General features: G+C 45.1%; 19 protein-coding genes. 1 reads left to right on the top strand and 18 read right to left on the bottom strand.

The window, feature by feature from the left end:
- Nucleotides 1–6: 6 nt before the first annotated feature.
- The 7 genes from ACW73I_RS16365 to ACW73I_RS16335 are packed head-to-tail and all read right to left on the bottom strand — an operon-like array spanning nucleotide 7 to nucleotide 4,795.
- Nucleotides 7–753, bottom strand: coding sequence for a phosphate/phosphite/phosphonate ABC transporter substrate-binding protein (locus ACW73I_RS16365; protein ID WP_458030495.1), 747 nt, complete (start codon nucleotides 751–753; stop codon nucleotides 7–9).
- Between the two features lie 13 nt (nucleotides 754–766).
- The gene (locus ACW73I_RS16360) at nucleotides 767–1,243 is read right to left on the bottom strand and encodes a PAS domain-containing protein (RefSeq protein WP_458030494.1); all 477 of its coding nucleotides are present in this window, start codon (nucleotides 1,241–1,243) and stop codon (nucleotides 767–769) included.
- 25 nt (nucleotides 1,244–1,268) lie between these two features.
- A complete protein-coding gene (locus tag ACW73I_RS16355) occupies nucleotides 1,269–1,631 on the bottom strand; it encodes a roadblock/LC7 domain-containing protein (RefSeq protein WP_458030493.1) in 363 nt (120 codons plus the stop codon).
- A 35-nt stretch (nucleotides 1,632–1,666) separates the two neighbouring features.
- Complete coding sequence (locus tag ACW73I_RS16350) at nucleotides 1,667–2,323, bottom strand: hypothetical protein (RefSeq protein ID WP_458030492.1); 657 nt, start codon at nucleotides 2,321–2,323, stop codon at nucleotides 1,667–1,669.
- 1 nt (nucleotide 2,324) lies between these two features.
- A complete protein-coding gene (locus ACW73I_RS16345; protein WP_458030491.1) occupies nucleotides 2,325–2,870 on the bottom strand; it encodes a GTP-binding protein in 546 nt (181 codons plus the stop codon).
- A 15-nt stretch (nucleotides 2,871–2,885) separates the two neighbouring features.
- Nucleotides 2,886–4,100, bottom strand: a complete 1,215-nt coding sequence (locus tag ACW73I_RS16340; RefSeq protein WP_458030490.1) for a hypothetical protein — start codon at nucleotides 4,098–4,100, stop codon at nucleotides 2,886–2,888.
- Nucleotides 4,097–4,795, bottom strand: a complete 699-nt coding sequence (locus tag ACW73I_RS16335; RefSeq protein ID WP_458030489.1) for a tetratricopeptide repeat protein — start codon at nucleotides 4,793–4,795, stop codon at nucleotides 4,097–4,099. The genes ACW73I_RS16340 and ACW73I_RS16335 overlap by 4 nt, the downstream gene beginning before the upstream one ends.
- Nucleotides 4,796–4,970: 175 nt before the next feature.
- Here ACW73I_RS16335 and hemJ point away from each other — a divergent pair, with 175 nt between their 5' ends.
- Nucleotides 4,971–5,396, top strand: coding sequence for a protoporphyrinogen oxidase HemJ (gene hemJ / locus ACW73I_RS16330; protein ID WP_458030488.1), 426 nt, complete (start codon nucleotides 4,971–4,973; stop codon nucleotides 5,394–5,396).
- A 5-nt stretch (nucleotides 5,397–5,401) separates the two neighbouring features.
- Here hemJ and ACW73I_RS16325 read toward each other — a convergent pair whose 3' ends face one another.
- From ACW73I_RS16325 to ACW73I_RS16275, 11 genes are all read right to left on the bottom strand, one after another.
- Nucleotides 5,402–7,183, bottom strand: a complete 1,782-nt coding sequence (locus ACW73I_RS16325; RefSeq protein ID WP_458030487.1) for an asparagine synthetase B family protein — start codon at nucleotides 7,181–7,183, stop codon at nucleotides 5,402–5,404.
- A gap of 15 nt (nucleotides 7,184–7,198) precedes the next feature.
- Nucleotides 7,199–8,551, bottom strand: coding sequence for a phenylacetate--CoA ligase family protein (locus ACW73I_RS16320; RefSeq protein WP_458030486.1), 1,353 nt, complete (start codon nucleotides 8,549–8,551; stop codon nucleotides 7,199–7,201).
- Nucleotides 8,548–9,753, bottom strand: a complete 1,206-nt coding sequence (locus ACW73I_RS16315; RefSeq protein ID WP_458030485.1) for a glycosyltransferase — start codon at nucleotides 9,751–9,753, stop codon at nucleotides 8,548–8,550. The genes ACW73I_RS16320 and ACW73I_RS16315 overlap by 4 nt, the downstream gene beginning before the upstream one ends.
- Nucleotides 9,750–10,961, bottom strand: coding sequence for a TIGR04063 family PEP-CTERM/XrtA system glycosyltransferase (locus ACW73I_RS16310; RefSeq protein WP_458030484.1), 1,212 nt, complete (start codon nucleotides 10,959–10,961; stop codon nucleotides 9,750–9,752). Before ACW73I_RS16310 ends, ACW73I_RS16315 begins: the two co-directional genes overlap by 4 nt.
- A 55-nt stretch (nucleotides 10,962–11,016) precedes the next feature.
- Complete coding sequence (locus ACW73I_RS16305) at nucleotides 11,017–12,099, bottom strand: nucleotidyltransferase domain-containing protein (protein ID WP_458030483.1); 1,083 nt, start codon at nucleotides 12,097–12,099, stop codon at nucleotides 11,017–11,019.
- Nucleotides 12,092–13,003 (bottom strand): HprK-related kinase A, encoded by a 912-nt coding sequence (locus ACW73I_RS16300; RefSeq protein ID WP_458030482.1) that lies wholly within the window; start codon nucleotides 13,001–13,003, stop codon nucleotides 12,092–12,094. Before ACW73I_RS16300 ends, ACW73I_RS16305 begins: the two co-directional genes overlap by 8 nt.
- A gap of 11 nt (nucleotides 13,004–13,014) precedes the next feature.
- A complete protein-coding gene (locus ACW73I_RS16295; RefSeq protein WP_458030481.1) occupies nucleotides 13,015–13,284 on the bottom strand; it encodes an HPr-rel-A system PqqD family peptide chaperone in 270 nt (89 codons plus the stop codon).
- A 6-nt stretch (nucleotides 13,285–13,290) separates the two neighbouring features.
- Nucleotides 13,291–14,094, bottom strand: a complete 804-nt coding sequence (locus ACW73I_RS16290; RefSeq protein WP_458030480.1) for a hypothetical protein — start codon at nucleotides 14,092–14,094, stop codon at nucleotides 13,291–13,293.
- 101 nt (nucleotides 14,095–14,195) lie between these two features.
- Nucleotides 14,196–16,082 (bottom strand): XrtA/PEP-CTERM system amidotransferase, encoded by a 1,887-nt coding sequence (locus ACW73I_RS16285; protein ID WP_458030479.1) that lies wholly within the window; start codon nucleotides 16,080–16,082, stop codon nucleotides 14,196–14,198.
- 20 nt (nucleotides 16,083–16,102) lie between these two features.
- Nucleotides 16,103–17,239, bottom strand: a complete 1,137-nt coding sequence (locus ACW73I_RS16280) for a TIGR03088 family PEP-CTERM/XrtA system glycosyltransferase (RefSeq protein WP_458030478.1) — start codon at nucleotides 17,237–17,239, stop codon at nucleotides 16,103–16,105.
- Between the two features lie 4 nt (nucleotides 17,240–17,243).
- On the bottom strand, nucleotides 17,244–18,443 hold the full coding sequence (locus ACW73I_RS16275; protein ID WP_458030477.1) for a TIGR03087 family PEP-CTERM/XrtA system glycosyltransferase: 1,200 nt from the start codon (nucleotides 18,441–18,443) through the stop codon (nucleotides 17,244–17,246).
- Between the last annotated feature and the right edge of the window lie 5 nt (nucleotides 18,444–18,448).

The raw sequence follows: 18,448 nt of genomic DNA, 5'->3' as shown, positions 1-18,448 counted from the left end.
TGGAAACTAGGTATTCAAGGTATCCATCAAATCGATCATAAATTCCATTTCCTCGTCATCGACGATTTGCCAAGACTCAAACCCCAGGCTATTCAAGACTCCCGACCCTTTCTCGTCCCTCTGCATGTTTACTAATAATTGCCCGATTTCATCCCGCCGAGCTTGCAATTTCGGACCGATCATCAATGCGTGGTGTATCACACTGATCTGGCTTCTGACCAATACTTTAAGTTGTTTCCGGATCATCGCGGATAAATCGTCGTAGGCTTCAGCCAAGAAAATACCGACATCCGCATCCCCCGCCAGTAAATGCTTGGCTACGAGTACATAGTTATCGGCGGCCACCGGCACGATATTCGATTTGTCCAGATCCCCGGGCTCAAGCATGATCATCCCCATCAGGCGTACGTCCGGGTCATCGGTAAAGGCTACGCGTGTACCCGGAGACAAATCGGCAACGTCATTTGCCCTACTTTCGGCATTGGATACAATCAACGCTTCATCGGCGGCGTTCTTTGCCTTAACCAAGGGTAAAAAGCCTTTTTCTCTGACCAACATCGCCGCATCAAAAGGGTTGGCATAAATCAGGTCGATTTTATCGGCCTGAATCGCCTCTCTTTGACTCTGAAAGTCGTCATACATCTGCAAATGTATAGCCTCGCCGGTGAGTTTCTGAAGCCAGGTATTAAAAATATACCATCCGGATAAATGATCGGGAGTGAAATCCGGACTAACGGTAAACATAAACGACATAGCGTTCCCCTGCTTAAAAGAGTGTGGGATAAAGTTTGATACATTCTTCAACTTTAGTGCGGGAGGGCTTGCGCCGCACCGAAGTATATGCAACCAGCCTACCGCCTCTAATATTCGGAATAACGGTTGCTTTTACCCAATAGTACCCGCCATCCTTGCGTAAATTTTTTACATAACCTTGCCATTTATCACCTCGTTGAATCGTATCCCACAGATCTTTAAACGCAGCGGGCGGCATATCAGGATGTCTGAGTATCGAGTGCGGCGCACCGATCAATTCCTCTTCCGTATAACCGGACATTTCGACGAAAGAGGGGTTAACGTGCGTAATGACACCAGCCGGGGTAGTCGTCGAAACAATTAATTTACCATCAGGATAAGGGGTTTCGATTTCTGTATAGAGGATTCTTCGTTTAATCGAACCGTACAACTGCAAGCCGACTTCCCGGAAGTCGCCTACGATGTCCTCTTCTTTCATATCGGTAATCATCGGACTCTCCCAACACGATGTGAAGTTACAGCATTTCGGCTATGCTTTCAGCCGCCCGTTTGACATCCAAAAAGATCAAACCCAATTTGGCATTCGGTTTTGCCAGAACCGTCAGTACGGCTTCTTCACCGGCGTATGTCATCAGTACATAACCATGGTTTCCTTTAATCAACACCTGTTCCAACCCACCTCTATTCAATTCTTGCGCCGTTCTATCACCCAACGATAACATTGCTGCACTCATCGCACCGACTCTATCCTCATCCATACCGGCCGGCAACACAGATGCCATCATCAAGCCGTCTGTCGAGATGACTCCCGATGCCTCAATATCCGCCGATGTGCCATTTAAGTCGGTCAATACCGATGTCAGTAAGTCAGCTTTCATAGTTTATTTCCTCTTAAACGTAGTTTCCCAAAATATTAACCGTGTTTAGGGTCGTCTTTTCCGGCGTAACGAATACTTAACGTCCAAATCAAACTAACAAATTCAGCTTGATTGAAATGCGGAATACCGGCAATCGCGATGACAAAGCAATGATTACCAATAAATACCGGCCAGAACCCAATCTGACTATTACCAAATGCATCAACCACCGCCCAAGCCTGGCTAGCGATGCCCATATTGTTCATCAGCAGGCCTGAACGCCGTTTGTGAACTGTGATCAAATCGGCGCTTAATGCCGATAGCTCTTCGGCCACTTCGTGCGGAAATCCGCTGCAAGCCAAGTAAAACCCCTGTTCGTCCGCAAGCAACACTTTGCCATTCTCTGTAATCTTATTTAGTAACGCCGGCAAAAAATCTTCCAGAGCGCCTTGCGGAGCCTCGATTACCTTATCCACTCCTTGCACCCAGCCGAGCTTTTGGCAGTGATGCAGCAACTCTAGCGACTTACTCTCGTCGCTGCTCTCGGTCAACATCATTAATTGCTCGACATTGAGTGCCGGCGTTTGTGGTTGTTGCAATAAACGTTTCAAAAATCGTCTAGGCTTATCGGCTTGCTTAGCCGAAACGGCTTGATACGCGCCAGCAGGCGTTGGATATAAAAATAAACCTTCCGCTAATCTGAACTGTTTCATCTCACTCGCCTTCCAACCCCGGATCTAAAGAATAAAGCAGCGATTGCACCAACAATGAAACATCGTTGTATTCTCTTGCATCAACGGCGAACACGGGCGGCTTCATCTTTACGCCCATCGCCCGCAACTGTTGATGATAATCGGCTATCGTGGGGTGGTTACTGAGATCCATTTGGGTCACACCTATGGCGACTGCCGTTGACTTGATAAATTTATCGAACGCTTCCAGAAAAAAGCGCATGTCTTGGAATGGATCCGCTCGAGTGTTATCCAACAACAAAATGAGTCCGATACCGCCCGTCGTTAAAATATCCCACATAAAATCAAATCGTTCCTGGCCGGGCGTACCGTAAAGATGAATCTTCTCTCCGCCATCGAGATTCATCACACCATAGTCCATCGCTACTGTAGTCGACGACTTCCGGTTCTTTGTCATGTCACTGGCTGAGGCCTCAGTCTTAACAAGCGGCGAATCGCTAATACTACTGATCGCCGTCGTTTTGCCTGCTCCAACCGGGCCGGTGAATATTATTTTATATTGACTCATGGCACTCATTAAGCGTTAGTTAGCGCGTAATTTATGTAAAATTTTGCTCAGCAAGCCTTGTTTCTTACTATGCTTAGGTGGATCCGGCGCAATAAGCCGGTCAATTTGGCGTTCGCTTTTTCCTAGAATCCCCAAGCTATAACAGGCGCTGATAAATGCGAATACATATTGCGGTCTAGCGTTCAAAACTCTGATGATATCAAGCGGTGTTCTGGCTCCCTGGAGCAATAGCGCGGAAATTCTCAAAGCGTCCGGCGTCAGTAGCAATCGCGTAAAATTAGGCCAGTGCTTCAAATAAACCGGACGATCCGGATATAAACCGAGAGGGAACCGCCCTTTCGAAGTCAAAATCGTCAACTTCCAAATAAAAACATCCATATCCTGAAATTTTTCAGGTGCGTTATTTGCTCTAACCGTATTCGCGTCAACCGGAACCAAATTGATGTTGCCGGCAAAGGCATTATTTTGTTCAACGCCGGCAAAAGCTCGTAATTGCTTGTCGTCAGCATCAATCCAGACCTGATGGCTGTCGGGTAGAATGATTAATGGCTTCCAGATCGAATTAAGCTGGAAGGCTCTTTTTTCGTGACCGGCCACTCTGTAGGCCGAAAGCACAAAACTAAGGAAATAGGCCTTCGGGTCAAAACTCGCACTGAGTAATTGATTTTTATCATTAAAATCAACACCGGATAACATCCCGAGAAAAGCGGTATATCCTCCCTCATTGTCTTCAAACATCACCTTTTTCTTAGCCGCTTTTTGTGCATTCCGATCATCGCCGGATACACTCACCGTTGCACGCCCCGTGGTGACCATATGCTCATCTGCGGCAGGCAAAGTTTCATGCGTTTTAGGACCAGCGTCCTGCCTTTCTATCACTGCATGCGATTTCCGAAGTTCGCAAATTTGTGACTTCAGTTCATTTAGGACTTTGGTTAATTGCCCAGCACTGACTGGTTTCTGTACAAAATAAGTGTTTTCAACTTTTAAAAGCTGTAAAGACAATAAGATAATCGGTCTGTCAGGCGTTTGCTGGCGTCGAGTTTCTAAAATTTCACCCGCCGTGGCAAAATCGGCATCGATAATATCGGTTTCCGCCTCGTCCGCACTTACCACCACTGCAACGCCTTTACATGGACCTTTTAAATAGAGTTCCATGGTCTTATAGCTGCGCGAATCCATCCCATACAGCGCGACCTTAAGCGGCGGCGCGCTCCCGGCTTTTTTCATTTCAATTTTCCATCAAAAAAATCTGCCAGCCTCCGCCAATCATCGATCAGCGGTGCGCTTTCTGCTTTGATCGCTTTATACGCCTTGCGAAATCGATCCCGACTGTCAGTCGACTTATACAACTCCAACAATGCCGCTTGTAAGTCTTGCCGTTCAGGGTACCGATCAAGCCCTTGCTCCAATACTGACATCGCTTCTTCTAGCTGACTAAATTCAATAAAGTCGTTCGCGAGCGCCAAGTAATCATGCTGTTCTTCAGAACCTTGCGATATCTCGATCAGGTGAGTTGTCCCCGATATTCCGCTAGTGAATAAAGAATAGCGATTCCCTGGTGCTTGGTGAGGATTGCTTAGGGCACGTTTAATTTCGGATGTACGATATGAGTGAAGTTGCGAACGGCTACCGTGGATGACGCGCAAACTGATTTCACGTCCTTTACCATTTAGAACAATCAGAAAATCCAATATCGATGCATACAGTGGCTCTGCTAACGCATTTTGATAACAGAAAAAAATACGCTTTAAGTGCGCCATTAAATCTCTTGGTTTTCTACTAACTTTTGAACTCAATACATTCAAATTCCGTTCTCTCGGATTTGATTCATTGCCGAATAGCAAAGGTTCATTGTCCAAAAATGCGTCTGGGCTAGGTTCAGTTTGGCTATCAGCGAACAAGTCCATAGAAAACCGAGACATTTAATCCCTCCAAACATCACTATTTGTGAAAGAATAGCAGTTAATCTAAAAACTTTTATTGTGCGACCAACGAGATATGAAGGAAGTCACATAATAACGAATCGCATCTACGCGATATTGCTTTAACGCAATTCTCGCATGTTCGTCACTTGTAGTCGCGGAAGGAGAATCAACGATGCTTTGGTTAAAAGCACTCCATTTAATCTTTATGGTCACTTGGTTCGCAGGCTTATTTTATCTGCCGCGACTTTTTGTCTACCATGCCATGAGCGAAGATGCGATCGGCAATGAACGTTTCAAAATCATGGAACGTAAATTGTATTTCGGCATCATGACACCGGGCATGATTTGCACGTTTATCTTCGGTATCTGGATGCTGGGAGATTATGCATGGACCTTGTATTCCGGTGCTGGCTGGCTGCACGTCAAACTGACGCTGTTGTTGTTACTGGTGTTATATCATGTTTTCTGCGGCAAATGGCTGCTGGACTTTAAACATGACCGCAATCAACATAGCCATGTTTATTACCGCTGGATCAATGAAATCCCGGTATTGTTTCTGTTTGCTATCGTGTGGTTGGCTGTATTGAAACCGTTTTGACTCAATTAATGCTTTTTCCCGGCAAACCATAACTCCAACATCATCAAGATCCAAATCAATTCGCCGTAATAAGCCGCATGGATGCTTTGATGCATCTGGATGGCGTGATCGAGAAATTGCGGATTGAAGTAGCCACGTTTTTTCAAATCATTGATGGTATCGTATGCCAACTCCTTCAGGGGGCGATGGTCTTTTAGCCAGATGCCGAAGGGCAAACCGAACCCATGCTTGGACTTATTGATGATTTGCTCCGGTAAAAAATCCTTCATGGCTTGCTTATAAAACCAACGCAGTTTCCGGCCTTTCAATTTAATGCTTGAGGGAATACGGCAGGACAAATCAATGATACGCTGATCCAATAACGGATAACAAACATCCACTCCCACCATTTCACACATACGGTTGACTTTGACCAAATCGTTATCGTGCAAGGTTGTCTTCCAGTCCATGTACAACATCCGATTTAATGTACTGGCATTTTCGGGCCTTTCATAACAATCTCTAAGCAATTGCAACGGCTCTGAAGTATCAACCTGAGATATAAAATCAGACTGAAAAATATCAGCGACATCATGGCGATGTAGAAAATTGTAATCCTGCATACGGTCAGGCATTGCCGCATTAGCCTGATCGATATATCGTTTTGTCTTGAAAGGCAACTTTTGTTTAGCCAATCCTGCCGGCAAGCGATTTAGGCCGGTTTCCAACACCGCCTTAGCAAAGCCGGGTAAGGAATGATAATGTTCGAACAACATTTGTTTGGCATAACGTTCATTGCCGGCAAAAATCTCGTCGCCGCCATCACCTGCAAGCAAACGCTTGATACCGTTTTCCTTTGCCAATTTGGCACAGTAATAGGCCGCCAACGCCGAGGAATTACCAAATGGTTCGTCGTAATACGCAGCAATCAGCGGTACTGCGTTGACGGTATCTTCCGGCGTTACATAATATTCGTGTTGTCGGGTGTTAAAATGCTTAACGGCGATATTGGCATATTCGATCTCGTCGTATCCCTCCACTGGAAAGCCCATGGAAAACGTTTTTGCCTGTCCCGGAAATACTTTTGACAAGGCTCCGGCGACACTGGAACTATCCAGACCGCCACTTAAAAACGCTCCGGTATTTTCCTGACTATCAGCATTCGATTCGACTGCATCCATCAATAAATCTTTGAACTCCAAGCCTGCCTGTTTCAGTTCAATGTCATCTTCTCGAAAACTTGGCGTCCAGTAACGATGAAGCGTCACTCGGCCTGATTCATAAATCAGACATTGCCCGCCTTCCAACTTTTTTACTTGTTGATAGATGCTATTGGGGCTAGGGATATGATGATAGTAAACGTAATCGTAAATACTTTGCGCATTAAAGGCGTTATCGACATCGGGGTGCCTAATAACGAAATCGGCACGGGAGCCAAACACCAAGCCGTTACCGGTCTGAGCGTAATAAATATTCGTCAGGCCGATTGGATCCGTCGCCAGAATCAAACTTTGTTTCTCCGCATCAATCATCAGCAACGCGGTTGGATTGGCATGACCGGATAAAAAATGATTACCTCGTAGCCGATAGTGATGGAGCAGGTCACCGAGCGGCTGTTTTTGAAGAGATTGCCCTAGTGAAACGAACAAACATTCGCCAAAAAGTTGCATGCTGTGCGCTGGTGCAGCCACCGCATAATTTGAATCGACCTTACAGTCCAAAACCTCATGCGCACTCATACTGTCCAATAAAGCACAGGCTTCTTCGGTTTGTCGGGCTCCTCCGATCCATCCAACCAATTTTGTCATTGCCGTTAAAGAAAGTTAATTGGAAACGTGGCTGATTACATAGCGGAACTTGCCGGATCGCTCTTTGGCAATGTAATCACAATATTGAATATCAACAATCACCGAATCACCCAAACGCTTTTTGAATTCACGAATGATTTTTTCTTCGGCAAGTGCGGCTTGGTAGGTTTGAGTTCGGACGATCTGTACCGTAATCTTTTCAAGACTATCCTGGATGATTTTAAAAGCATCGACACCTTCGAGATCTCGAAGCACATATATCAATGCCAATCCATGTAACACAGTACCATCTTGGGAAACGACAAAATCCGTAGTGCGTCCTTGAATTTCTTCTAGCATCGGCAAACCCCGACCGCATGCACAGACTTTATCGGATAACCTCCCCATATCGCCGGTCCGATAGCGAATAAACGGAAATTCACCGGTTGCAAGATGCGTCACGACAATTTCGCCCAGTTCACCCGTCGGTAATATTCGCCCCTCGGCATCGACGATTTCGACGATTATATCTTCCGCTGTAATGTGCATTCCGCCGTGCGGGCATTCATGCGCGATAAAGCCGGCATCACGCCCGCCATAGCCGTTTGCAACCCGACAACCAAACACGCTTTGTATTTTTTCGCGCTGATGATCATAAAGTCTTTCGGAGGTCACAAAGGCGACTTTGATGCCCAGGCTATTCAAAGATATATGTTTTTTCTCAGCATGACTGGCAATGTGAGCCAATGCGGACGGATAGCCAAATAACATCTTCGGACTAATCTGTTGAATTCGCCGTATAAATCCATCAAGTTTCTCAGGGGACATTTCGAAAGCCGGAATCAAATGAGTTCGGAGCATTTTGTCCCTTATCAAGCGAATTTGATCTTGAGCTTTTAGCTCAATTGGCGACCCCCATACCACGGCTTCCGGGTCGCCGATATCGACCCCCCACCAACGGGTCGCCCGCCATTTTGCCGCCACATCATGACTGACCCTTTGCTTGCCGATATAAAAAATCAACGGTTCGCCACTAGAGCCACCGGTATTGAAACGCGCCAAACTAATTGCATTATAGGCCCGCATCTCTTCTAGATGGCTTCTAATCGTAGCCTTGGTGAGAAAAGGTAAGGCACCAAGCGATTGCAAATCTTCCACCGCATTCGGGTCAAAACCACATTTAGAAAAAAGACTTGAGTAGAAAGGCACATGTCGCTGAGCGTCGATTAAAAAAGCCTTTAATTTTTTTCGCTGCAGTTCCGCTATTTGGTCAGGATTAAACCATTGACTCTTCTCCAGATCGCGCCGAACCTTAACCGTACTGTGTTTTTTGACGGCTTCGTGCAAGGGAAATAACAGTGCTGAACAAACAGAAGTGTAGAGACTCATGAATTGACCAATGTGTGATATTCCGTCAACAATTGTTTAATACGCCTATCCCATTCATTGTCGGCAGCATAATCTATAATCTTCTGGCGATTCCACGCGTGGTCCAAGCCATTGTCAATCGCATCTAGAAGGAGGCTAGAATGTCCAAATGGCACCACAGTTCCCAATTCCGGCGAAGATACGACTTCACGATTTCCACCTACATCAGTGGTGATCACTGGCAAACCACAAGCCATAGCCTCCAAAAAAACGTTTGCCCACCCCTCGTTTGCAGTTGCCAAAACGAAAATATCGGAAGCCGACAAAGGAATATGTAAGTCTTTAGCGGGCATCTCGCCCAAAAATCTGACTCTTTGATTCAAACCCAAGGAGCTAACTTGTTTTTCCAATACGGCCCGATTGTTACCTTCCGGACTTGAACCACCGACAATCACGTAAATCAACGTCGGGTGCTTTTCAAGTAATTTTGGAATTAACTCGATTACACGGTGAAAACCCTTTCTGTCAACCAAACCACCAACCGAAATTAAAATTTCAGCATCACCGGCTAACCCTAATTGCCTCCGAGCATGCATTTTATCGACAGCCATGAACTTTGCGGTATCGACGCCATTGCCAATCACTGTAATTTTCCGGTTATCCGCTCCTAGCGCAACGACGTGACTCTTCAAAGATTCAGATACCGAAAACACTTTTGCCGCCAGCTGCAGAGCCTTCATTAACCGCTTTCGTCGCGCCGGTATTTTAGACAACGGCACCTCGGTACCGCGTAAAGTAATTGTAACCGGTACTCTAAACCATCTGCCTAATTTCGTTGCCGCATAACCGTCAGGATAAGCAAAGTGGGCATCGATTAGATTAAATGCAAATTCCCGTTTGAGTCTCAAAAATATTGGCAAGGCGCCAATTGCCATCAGAAAGCCATCCAAAAATCGAAAAAAACCCGGTATGGCTAAAAAACGCGGAAAATAAACATCTATATCGCTTTGTCGTTCATATCGAGCAGGCTGAGGCCGATATCCCGGCTTAAATAACCGTAGCAATCCCTGCAATGGAAACCACGGAACAGGAGAAACCACCACCAATGGGCAATGCTTAGCAACCCGGCTCATACGTTCACGAATAAAGGTAGCCGCATTAGGCCTGACTTTACTAGGGTATAACGAACAAAAGACAACTAATCTGGGTTCGGTATAAGTCATTGTTTGGCTTCGAGTGCATTTGCATACACAGTCTGATAATTAGCGACGCTACACTGCCAATTCCGTTCACGTTCAACATACAACCTACCGGCATTCCGTATCGCATCCCAATGAGATTGATCGGCTATCGCTTGTATTGCTGTTTCCGTCAACGACGTCCTATCACCAGCCTTAAACAAATAACCAGTCTCGCGATCCCTTATCAACTCACGGTGCCCTCCGACATCAGATGCGACCAATAATCGACCTTGTGCCATGGCCTCGAGCGGTTTTAACGGCGTTACCAAATCGGTCAGGCGCATCGAAAGCCTAGGATAAACAAAAATATCCACCAAATTATAATAACGCTGTACTTGATCATGCGGCACACGCCCGGTCAGGGTAACCTTTTTGTTTAAATTAAGCGCTCGAATCTTGTCTTTAATTGCCTTTAACTGGGGTCCACCACCAACCAATAATAAATGAACATTAGGATGTTTAATTATGATTTCCGATAATGCATCTAGCAAAAGTAATAAGCCTTCGTACGCATAAAACGAACCGATAAACCCCAAGACAATATTCCCCTCAAGATTCAATTGGCGAACTAATTCCAAGTCGGCCTTTCCGCCAAAAGTAAACTTGTTGATATCCACCGCATTGGGAATCACTGTGATTTTATCGGCAGACACACCACGGCTGATAATGTCTTTCCTCAAGCCGTCGCAAATCGTTGTCACCGCATCAGATCGCTTAAAAATATACGTCTCCATAGCTTTCGTCAGCCGATAGCGCAAGCTACCTTCTCGCGTCGTGCCGTGATCGACTGCGGCATCTTCCCAAAAAGCGCGACATTCATAAACCAATGGAATCCGGTATTTTCTCGCCATATTCAACGCCGCAAGACCATTCAACGCCGGTGAATGGGCATGTAAGATATCAGGTTTGATGTCTGGAATGATTTCATCCAGGCGATTTTGTAAACTTTGCACAATCGCCCATTGATTAAGAACCGGCAAATTTGCGAAAGGCCCGTCAGGGGGTATCGACCGATAAAATGACAGACCATTAGCATTTTCAAGAGCCCCTCTTGTCCCAACATGTTTAGCCGATGTTACATGAAAAGTTTCCCAACCTAATTTACGCTGCTGTTCGATAATGGCTTGTGTACGAAAGGTGTAACCGCTATGAAGAGGAATAGAGTGATCAAGAATGTGTAGTATTTTCACGTCTTTAAGCCACAATGATTTGTTTTGCTAAAGTTATCAGTCAATCCATTGAGAGTTAGTCTTCTTTTTTAACTATTCGCAACCACGCTTTTCTGGATAAATGTGGTATCAGCAAATACAACGGCATCTTTAACCAATGAGACCTTACATACAACATCCATCGTGCGAAACCGGTTAAATAATCTTCGCAACTGGGATGACGTGGTTTCAATGCCTTTAAAAACAATTGAGCGACTATTTTATCCTCAAACCTCTTATTAAATCCTTCCACAATCTTAATCGCCTCAATAGACAGCGGCGTATTTAAAATCTTATGTGAACAAAACAATGCATTGAATAAAGGTTTTCGCAAATTTAAAGCTTCCGCACGAACCAGCAGTTTTTGCCAAAAATCTCGATCATTGTTACTAAATTCACGGAGAAGAAGATCAATATCGCTCAAATCACGTAAACCGTTTTCAAACTCTCCACCCCAAAACAAGTGACAGGCACTATGTAAGACCATGTCTTCGGGCGCTAAAGTCCATAAACCTTGATTTGGAACCTCTACGATCGCATTCAATAATAATTCCGGTTTTGGCGCCAAATCACAAGTAAGTGGTAAGACGTTATGATGAACATCCAAGGTCGTACCGCGTTCTATATGGCGTAATGGTGGCAATTCATGCATCCAACATTCGTAATAGCGTTGGTCATAACTATTCAAGCGTTCCGGCAACCAGCCGCTCCACCGTAATGCACGTGTAACTTCGCTTAAACGCTGCTTAGGTACCAATATATCAATATCATTAAACACCCGCCCGAACCCTGCATTTAAGTTTGCCGCCGAATACGCAGTTCCTTTTAGCAAAATAAGCGGTAACTGTAGTTGGTGAAAAATTGGTTTTAAATTATGCAACTCCCAATTAATAATCCTTTTCTGTGACAGCCAATATTTTTCAGCTGAATCCAAATGACGACTAACGAAAGGAGGCGGACAAAACAATTCAAACTTTTTCCAATAGAAAGTTAGCCTAGCTAAAACTCCTGCTGCCCGTGCCTGTCGAATTAACAACTCCCATTCATCCTCTCTATATGAATATGGAGCCAAATCGAACGCCAAGTATCTGATAAGCAACAACGAATTATCATCATTCATCAACTTGCTCATTGATTAGTTGATCAAAACATGCTCGGGCTTGATTAAAATCTCCACTGTAAACAAAATCATAAGCGCGGCAACGTGCAATCAATCCCGCCAACACGTCAAAACCCTGATAACCTAGTGTACTGTAATTAAAAGACAAATCAGCCAAACGCATAAAGGCTTCACCTCTGGACACATTTTTCACCACCAAATCGACACCCTCTCCATAATTAGGAAAAACAACTAAACAAGGTGACGCAATTTGGTCAGCCAATAACACAGCACTAGCAGGTGGTTTCATAAGACTCACCTCGCCTTTCAGCGTATCTCGAACTATAGGACTAAATATGCATTGAGGATAAGTTTTCCTTATTATTTCTATCGACTGATTTTTCAAACTAACTGGACGAGGAACAGGAACAATATTGCCTGTCACGCAATCAATTAAGGTTAATTCGTCCGACAATAATCGCCAACCCGAATTAATCAAAGAAGCGCATAGAGTACTCTTTCCGGAACCCGGTGCTCCCGGCAAAATTAAAGCCTTGCCATAACGCTCTACAACGGCTGCATGAATGATCAAATACTGGTGGGAATAACCAGCGATACACCAATTCAATCCCCATTCAAATAAAGGGTAAGCCTGCGCATAAGGCAATGGTTTAAATGGTGTGAACTGATCAAATGCAAACAAAACTTGTTTTCTAAAAAGTCTCCGCAAGCCTAACGGCGGAAACAAACGCACATAAAAGTCGCAAAAGGAATCTGACGTCAAACGTGGATAGTCGCCATACAACTGATCTATCCCGTCATGCACCGCCATAATGGATGATTGAACTCGAACCGAAAAAGGCCCGATTTTTAGGACAAACGCGCCGTTTTTAATTAATGCTGATTGAGATGTTTTTCCGCTCAAGACCGGCTAGACTAGACTGTTTCGACTAACTGAAGTTCCTGCAATTGCCGTAAGACTGAGTCAAGATCTTTCAAATCAAAATCGCGGCCAGACCGTTGACTCATACCCAATATTAATTGTTTTTCACTCATTGGCTTCTTTTGCTCTATAAGAATTTGAATTACTTGGCACGCGACAGAACTAAGCAGATGAGTTGCTCCACTACCAAAATGAAACAAGACAGATTCTTGATCAAAGGCTCTGATCCCAATCTCGAAGCTACGACAAACACTCCATTTCATTGAGGATTAACTAGCCCAAGCGGCAAGCAAAGCCACAGCCCCACTTGAATTAGTTACTAACAACGAACCATCCTGAAAAGGTGTGCCCAATGCGGCCAAATTCCAAAGAGCGACAATATCATCCTTTGTTACGAATTCAATTTGATTTATCGCGGCGTTCAAATAACAAACACACGCGTTCTGGTCTAAATTATTAGATCCAGCCAAAACTTCTCTGAATGTTGTACCTGAACTGGACGTCGGAGGAGCACCAAATACTTCTTCAAAGGTAGTTTCATCGATTATAGTTAAGTAATTTTTATTCCCAGCGCAAACTTTTGTCGTGGCCGGATAGCCACCCCCTAAACCTTCCCGAAGAGCGGCGCACATTTTATAAGGAATAGAATCACGATTAGCATATTCCAATACGCCACTACACGAGAGTGAATTTAGCGTTCCTTTTATATACCAGTATCTTTTATTATTAGTTTTGTACTCAATATAAATAGGGCTGACACCCGCCTCAGCCCAATGCCTGGCATTGGGTACAGCCCCAGATACCGCGTCACGAGATTCAAAATCTAACCAGTCAAATGTTGAAAATCCCTGAGGACAATCCGACATATTATCTGAATCATGACTAGAAGCATTACCTGACTGCATCCCAGATATTGTGCACTGGTATACGTCACCTAACGCCGCTTTGCTAGCCAATGTCATCGCAACGGGGGAAATTACACCAATCTTTGTAATCGCTCGGCGAAAATGATCAATCTGTTGATTTTGTTTATTTTCGGGCAACGACGCTTTTTCTTGATTGTTCGCTTTCATTATCATGGCCCCTCAATTATAGTAACCGTTAGTATCAGCACTCTAACAAAATGCTCTGCACCTGTCTATTGCACCTAAGGTCGAGAAAATTTGATTCCCAATCACTCTCTACCCCGCAAAAAAGCTTCGAACATCAATAGCGACCATATAGATGTACTATAGTCCCGCAAACCAGCTTGGTGTTGGGTAACCATACGTTTTAGAAAAGCGTCATTGAACCAACCTGTACGACGTAGCGTATCGCCCAACAAGGCTTCTTGCACACGCTGTTTCAACGGCCCCCTGAACCAACTAGCGAGCGGCACGGCAAAGCCCATTTTCGGTCGATACAAAATGTCCTCAGGCAAATAAGGCTCCAACGCTTTTTTAAAAACAAATTTGCCTTCCCTTCCACGCAGTTTCAAATCAGGCGGTAACGTCGCCATCCATTCGACCAGCTTATGATCGAGTATCGGCACCCTAACTTCAAGGGCGTGAGCCATACTTGCCCTGTCGACCTTGGTTAAAATATCACCGGCCAAATAGGTTTTCAGATCTAAATATTGCACCATGGCCAATGGATGTTCCGGCGCATGCTGGCGATAACGTCGAAACACTTCAATTGCGCGATAGCCCTGTAGCTGTTTGTTTAGTTGGTCGCTAAATAGCTTGCCGCGCAACTCGTTCGACATCACCGATACGCTGTGGAAGTAGCCTTCCATCGAATCGCGTCCGATTGACTCTAACGTACTTTTGGCCCTCATCACTTTAGGCGCCCAATCCAATTTTGGATACATGTTGCCTACCATAGAGAACAACGGCATCCGAAACGCGTCCGGCAACAACGACCGCATCTTGTCTTCGTAAGTATGCCAGCGATAACGGCGGTAACCCGCTAGGTTTTCGTCGCCACCATCACCCGACAATGCCACCGTCACTTGCCGTCTAGCTAATTCGCAAACTCGATAAGTAGGCAATGCGGAACTATCGGCATAAGGTTCATCGTATAAGTCTGAAAGTTTGTCGATCAGTGTAAAGTCATCCGGATCAACCTGTTGGACCCGGTGTTCAGTGCGGTAACGTTCCGCAACTTGTGTCGCAAACTGCGACTCATTAAATTTCGGATCGCCAAAGGATATAGAACAAGTATTAACCGGATCGCCGGATAGGCCGGCCATCATCGCGACAACGGCGCTCGAATCGACACCGCCGGATAGAAATGCTCCCAGCGGAACGTCGGCTACCATGCGAATTTTAACGGCCTCGCGCAAGCGCTCGATCAACTCGTCACCAGCTTGATCGGCATCCTTAATTGTTCCCACCTGAAATCGAACGTCCCAATATTGCCGAGGTTTCCATGCTTTCTGACCACGCTTTATTGTTAAGCAATAACCAGGCTCTAACTTGTAAACATTTTGATAAATGGTTTTAGGATCTGGAATATATCCGAAGCCAAAGTAATCCTCTATTGCAGTCGGATCGATATTTTTCTGCAATGCAGGATGCGATGTCAACGACTTGAGTTCCGATCCAAAAATCAGCTGTCGGTTGGCTAATTCAGCATAAAACAGCGGCTTAATACCCAGGCGATCGCGCGCCAAAAATAAGGTTTGACTAGCCCTATCCCAAATCGCAAATGCAAACATGCCTCGCAAACGTTCGACACAACTTTCGCCCCAGGCTTGCCAAGCGTAAAGAATGACTTCAGTATCGCAATGGGTCTTAAAAACATATCCCTGCGATTCCAACTCCATCCGCAATTCGCCGAAGTTATAGACTTCGCCATTATAGGTCAACACGACATTACCATCTTGGCTGTGCATGGGTTGCTGCCCGCTAGACAAATCGATAATCGATAAACGTCGGTGCCCAAAACCCAAGCCGGGTTCTAAGTGCAAACCGCCTTCATCAGGCCCACGATGAAATTGCGATTCGTTCATCCGAGATAACAGGTTACGATCGATTTCGCTAGTGCCTTGAATATCAAATATACCGACGATGCCACACATGTTGATTCTCTTTGGCAGAGTCACTGCCCATCATAAAGTTGTTGATAACGAGCAACCATACCATCAATCGAAAACTCGTTCTGAACACGTTGATATGCCGCTTTAGAAAATTGCCGTCGTTTGTCCGCATCGGTCGTCAGCATTGACATAGCTTCAGTCATTGCCGGCACATTTTCTTTTTCGACTAAATAGCCCGTTTTCCCGTCAACGACCAATTCCGAATTACCGCCGACTCGGGTTGCAATGACTGGCAAACCGGTTGCCATGGCTTCTAATATAGTATTGGAGATGCCTTCCGCTTTTGAGGGCAACACAAATATATCAAAACTACGCAATATATCGGCGATATCATTTCGCTCACCAGGCAGCCAAGCCTGATTCATTAAGTGTCTGTCCTTCAGCAGATCAACCGCTAGTTCGCGCAAAGGACCATCGCCAACCAATACCAGACAGCTTTCCCGGGAAAATTGCACGGATTGCATACAGGCATGAATATAGGCATTAACCAATGTGAGCTGATCCTTAACACCATGCATGCGGCCAACCGTGCCGATCACCACCTTGCCGTCGGAAATTAGCGGACAGTCGGCCGGAACAATACGGTTTCCTGCATGAGGATAAAAGATTTTGGTGTCAACACCATTACAGATCCGCGTGATTTTTCGTTCCGGGATGCGTACTGTATTCTGCAAATAGGCCTGAAGATGTTTCGATAATGGAATGAAACGATGTATGAATAAGCCCAATAGACGACGCAACCACTGATATTTGACGTTATTACCTTCGGGATCGAATACGTCCCAACCATGTTCACCATGTATCCGATACGGCACGCCGGCAAAAAAAGCACAAAGCTGATATTCGATTGCGGCCAAGTTTCGCGTATGGACAATGGCCGGCTTTAATTGCTTGAGGAGACGATAAACCGTGAAAAAAGATGCCCAATCCTGACCTGATCGCTTGTGTATTCGATAGATGGCGACATCGCTACGCCTTAGCCGTTGGCCAAAATCCGTACTATCAGTCAGGCAAACGATGGCATGGCGGTAACGGTCTTCCGGCAGTCGATTGATAATGTTAACCAGTCCATTTTCTAGACCGCCGATTCCCAGTCTATAAATGATATGAACAATCAGAGGCGGCCGTTGTGACGACATGTTGTTAGCCACCCTCTCCATTTACGAAATGACATATATCGTGGCCACTTGTTTGCCAACTAAAATCCGCCTTCACATAACGACGATTACTTGGTTCATGCAGAAACGGCCTCCGCAAAACATTCAATACTTGCTCGGCGAATTTCTCAGGTTCATCCTCTACTTGTATCTGAATCTCTGCGTTACCCGGTATACCCTCCATTGCCGCCGGCGTCACCACGACAGGCCTCGCCATCGCCATAGCCTCCAACACTTTATTCTGAATGCCTCTAGCAATACGTAATGGCGCTATTACCACATTGGCGTGAGCAATATAAGTTCGGACATCGTCGACTCGACCTGTTACGACTACAGCCGCGTCATTATCTGTAAGTTGCCGAACAGCGTTATCGGGTTTAGAACCCACAATATAAAATCGTGCTTCGTTACACCCTCGCCTTATTAGCGGAAAGACTTTCTGGGCAAACCAAACGACTGCATCCACATTCGCCCAGTAATTCATCGCGCCAGTAAAAACAATGACTTTTGTTCCTATCGGAAACGGCGAAACATAAGATAAGTCAGGATCAAAAAATGCAGTATCGACCCCATTATTAACGAAGCTTATTTTTTCCGCTACTGCTGGCGCCAAATCTTTAAATAACTCAGCCTCTTTTTCCGATACAAACAGTGTCGCATGGGCTTTACTTGCAATTCGAGTTTCGAAACTCAAAAGTTTTTCTGCTTCGCGTCGATAAACCCAACTGGCAAGAAAGTTTTTATTCTCTGCATACTGCCGCCATTTATCGGAGTCCACATCGACAAAATCGGCTACGAAATGCAATTTAGAGTAGTTTTCAACATATTGCGCCATCGGCGACGAAAAAATTAATATTCGCTCTATACCTTGTTCCGCTATCGTCCTGTCCACCCAATGTTGTAAAGCCTGGTTGCGGTAATAAGGCAAACTTAACGCTTCGCCATTAATAAATCCTACCAAGCTTTTGAACTTGCTTAATTTAGAATACAGTTCGACGCATAAACTTTCTTTACAAAAGGGACTCAACGCCTCGACATATTGCTTATCATCCGGATCGTCGATAAATGTACCTAAGTAGATTTCGTATTTTTCGGCCAAAGCTTTTAGAAAATTAAACGAACGAATCTTGTCGCCTTTATTCGGCGGATACGGAATACGATGAACCAAATAGAGTAACTTGGTCATAATAT

This window comes from Methylomonas sp. MgM2 (genome assembly GCF_054172045.1).
This window is presented reverse-complemented; position numbering and strand designations above follow the sequence as displayed.

Coding starts and splice junctions, on each gene's coding strand:
- ACW73I_RS16325 (WP_458030487.1), bottom strand. CDS start 7,183: ATGACAAAATTGGTTGGATGGATCGGAGGAGCCCGACAAACCGAAGAA.
- ACW73I_RS16340 (WP_458030490.1), bottom strand. CDS start 4,100: ATGAAAAAAGCCGGGAGCGCGCCGCCGCTTAAGGTCGCGCTGTATGGG.
- ACW73I_RS16360 (WP_458030494.1), bottom strand. CDS start 1,243: ATGATTACCGATATGAAAGAAGAGGACATCGTAGGCGACTTCCGGGAA.
- ACW73I_RS16305 (WP_458030483.1), bottom strand. CDS start 12,099: ATGAATGATGATAATTCGTTGTTGCTTATCAGATACTTGGCGTTCGAT.
- ACW73I_RS16290 (WP_458030480.1), bottom strand. CDS start 14,094: ATGAAAGCGAACAATCAAGAAAAAGCGTCGTTGCCCGAAAATAAACAA.
- hemJ (WP_458030488.1), top strand. CDS start 4,971: ATGCTTTGGTTAAAAGCACTCCATTTAATCTTTATGGTCACTTGGTTC.
- ACW73I_RS16280 (WP_458030478.1), bottom strand. CDS start 17,239: ATGTCGTCACAACGGCCGCCTCTGATTGTTCATATCATTTATAGACTG.
- ACW73I_RS16365 (WP_458030495.1), bottom strand. CDS start 753: ATGTCGTTTATGTTTACCGTTAGTCCGGATTTCACTCCCGATCATTTA.
- ACW73I_RS16275 (WP_458030477.1), bottom strand. CDS start 18,443: ATGACCAAGTTACTCTATTTGGTTCATCGTATTCCGTATCCGCCGAAT.
- ACW73I_RS16320 (WP_458030486.1), bottom strand. CDS start 8,551: ATGAGTCTCTACACTTCTGTTTGTTCAGCACTGTTATTTCCCTTGCAC.
- ACW73I_RS16335 (WP_458030489.1), bottom strand. CDS start 4,795: ATGTCTCGGTTTTCTATGGACTTGTTCGCTGATAGCCAAACTGAACCT.
- ACW73I_RS16345 (WP_458030491.1), bottom strand. CDS start 2,870: ATGAGTCAATATAAAATAATATTCACCGGCCCGGTTGGAGCAGGCAAA.
- ACW73I_RS16315 (WP_458030485.1), bottom strand. CDS start 9,753: ATGACTTATACCGAACCCAGATTAGTTGTCTTTTGTTCGTTATACCCT.
- ACW73I_RS16285 (WP_458030479.1), bottom strand. CDS start 16,082: ATGTGTGGCATCGTCGGTATATTTGATATTCAAGGCACTAGCGAAATC.
- ACW73I_RS16355 (WP_458030493.1), bottom strand. CDS start 1,631: ATGAAAGCTGACTTACTGACATCGGTATTGACCGACTTAAATGGCACA.
- ACW73I_RS16295 (WP_458030481.1), bottom strand. CDS start 13,284: ATGAAATGGAGTGTTTGTCGTAGCTTCGAGATTGGGATCAGAGCCTTT.
- ACW73I_RS16350 (WP_458030492.1), bottom strand. CDS start 2,323: ATGAAACAGTTCAGATTAGCGGAAGGTTTATTTTTATATCCAACGCCT.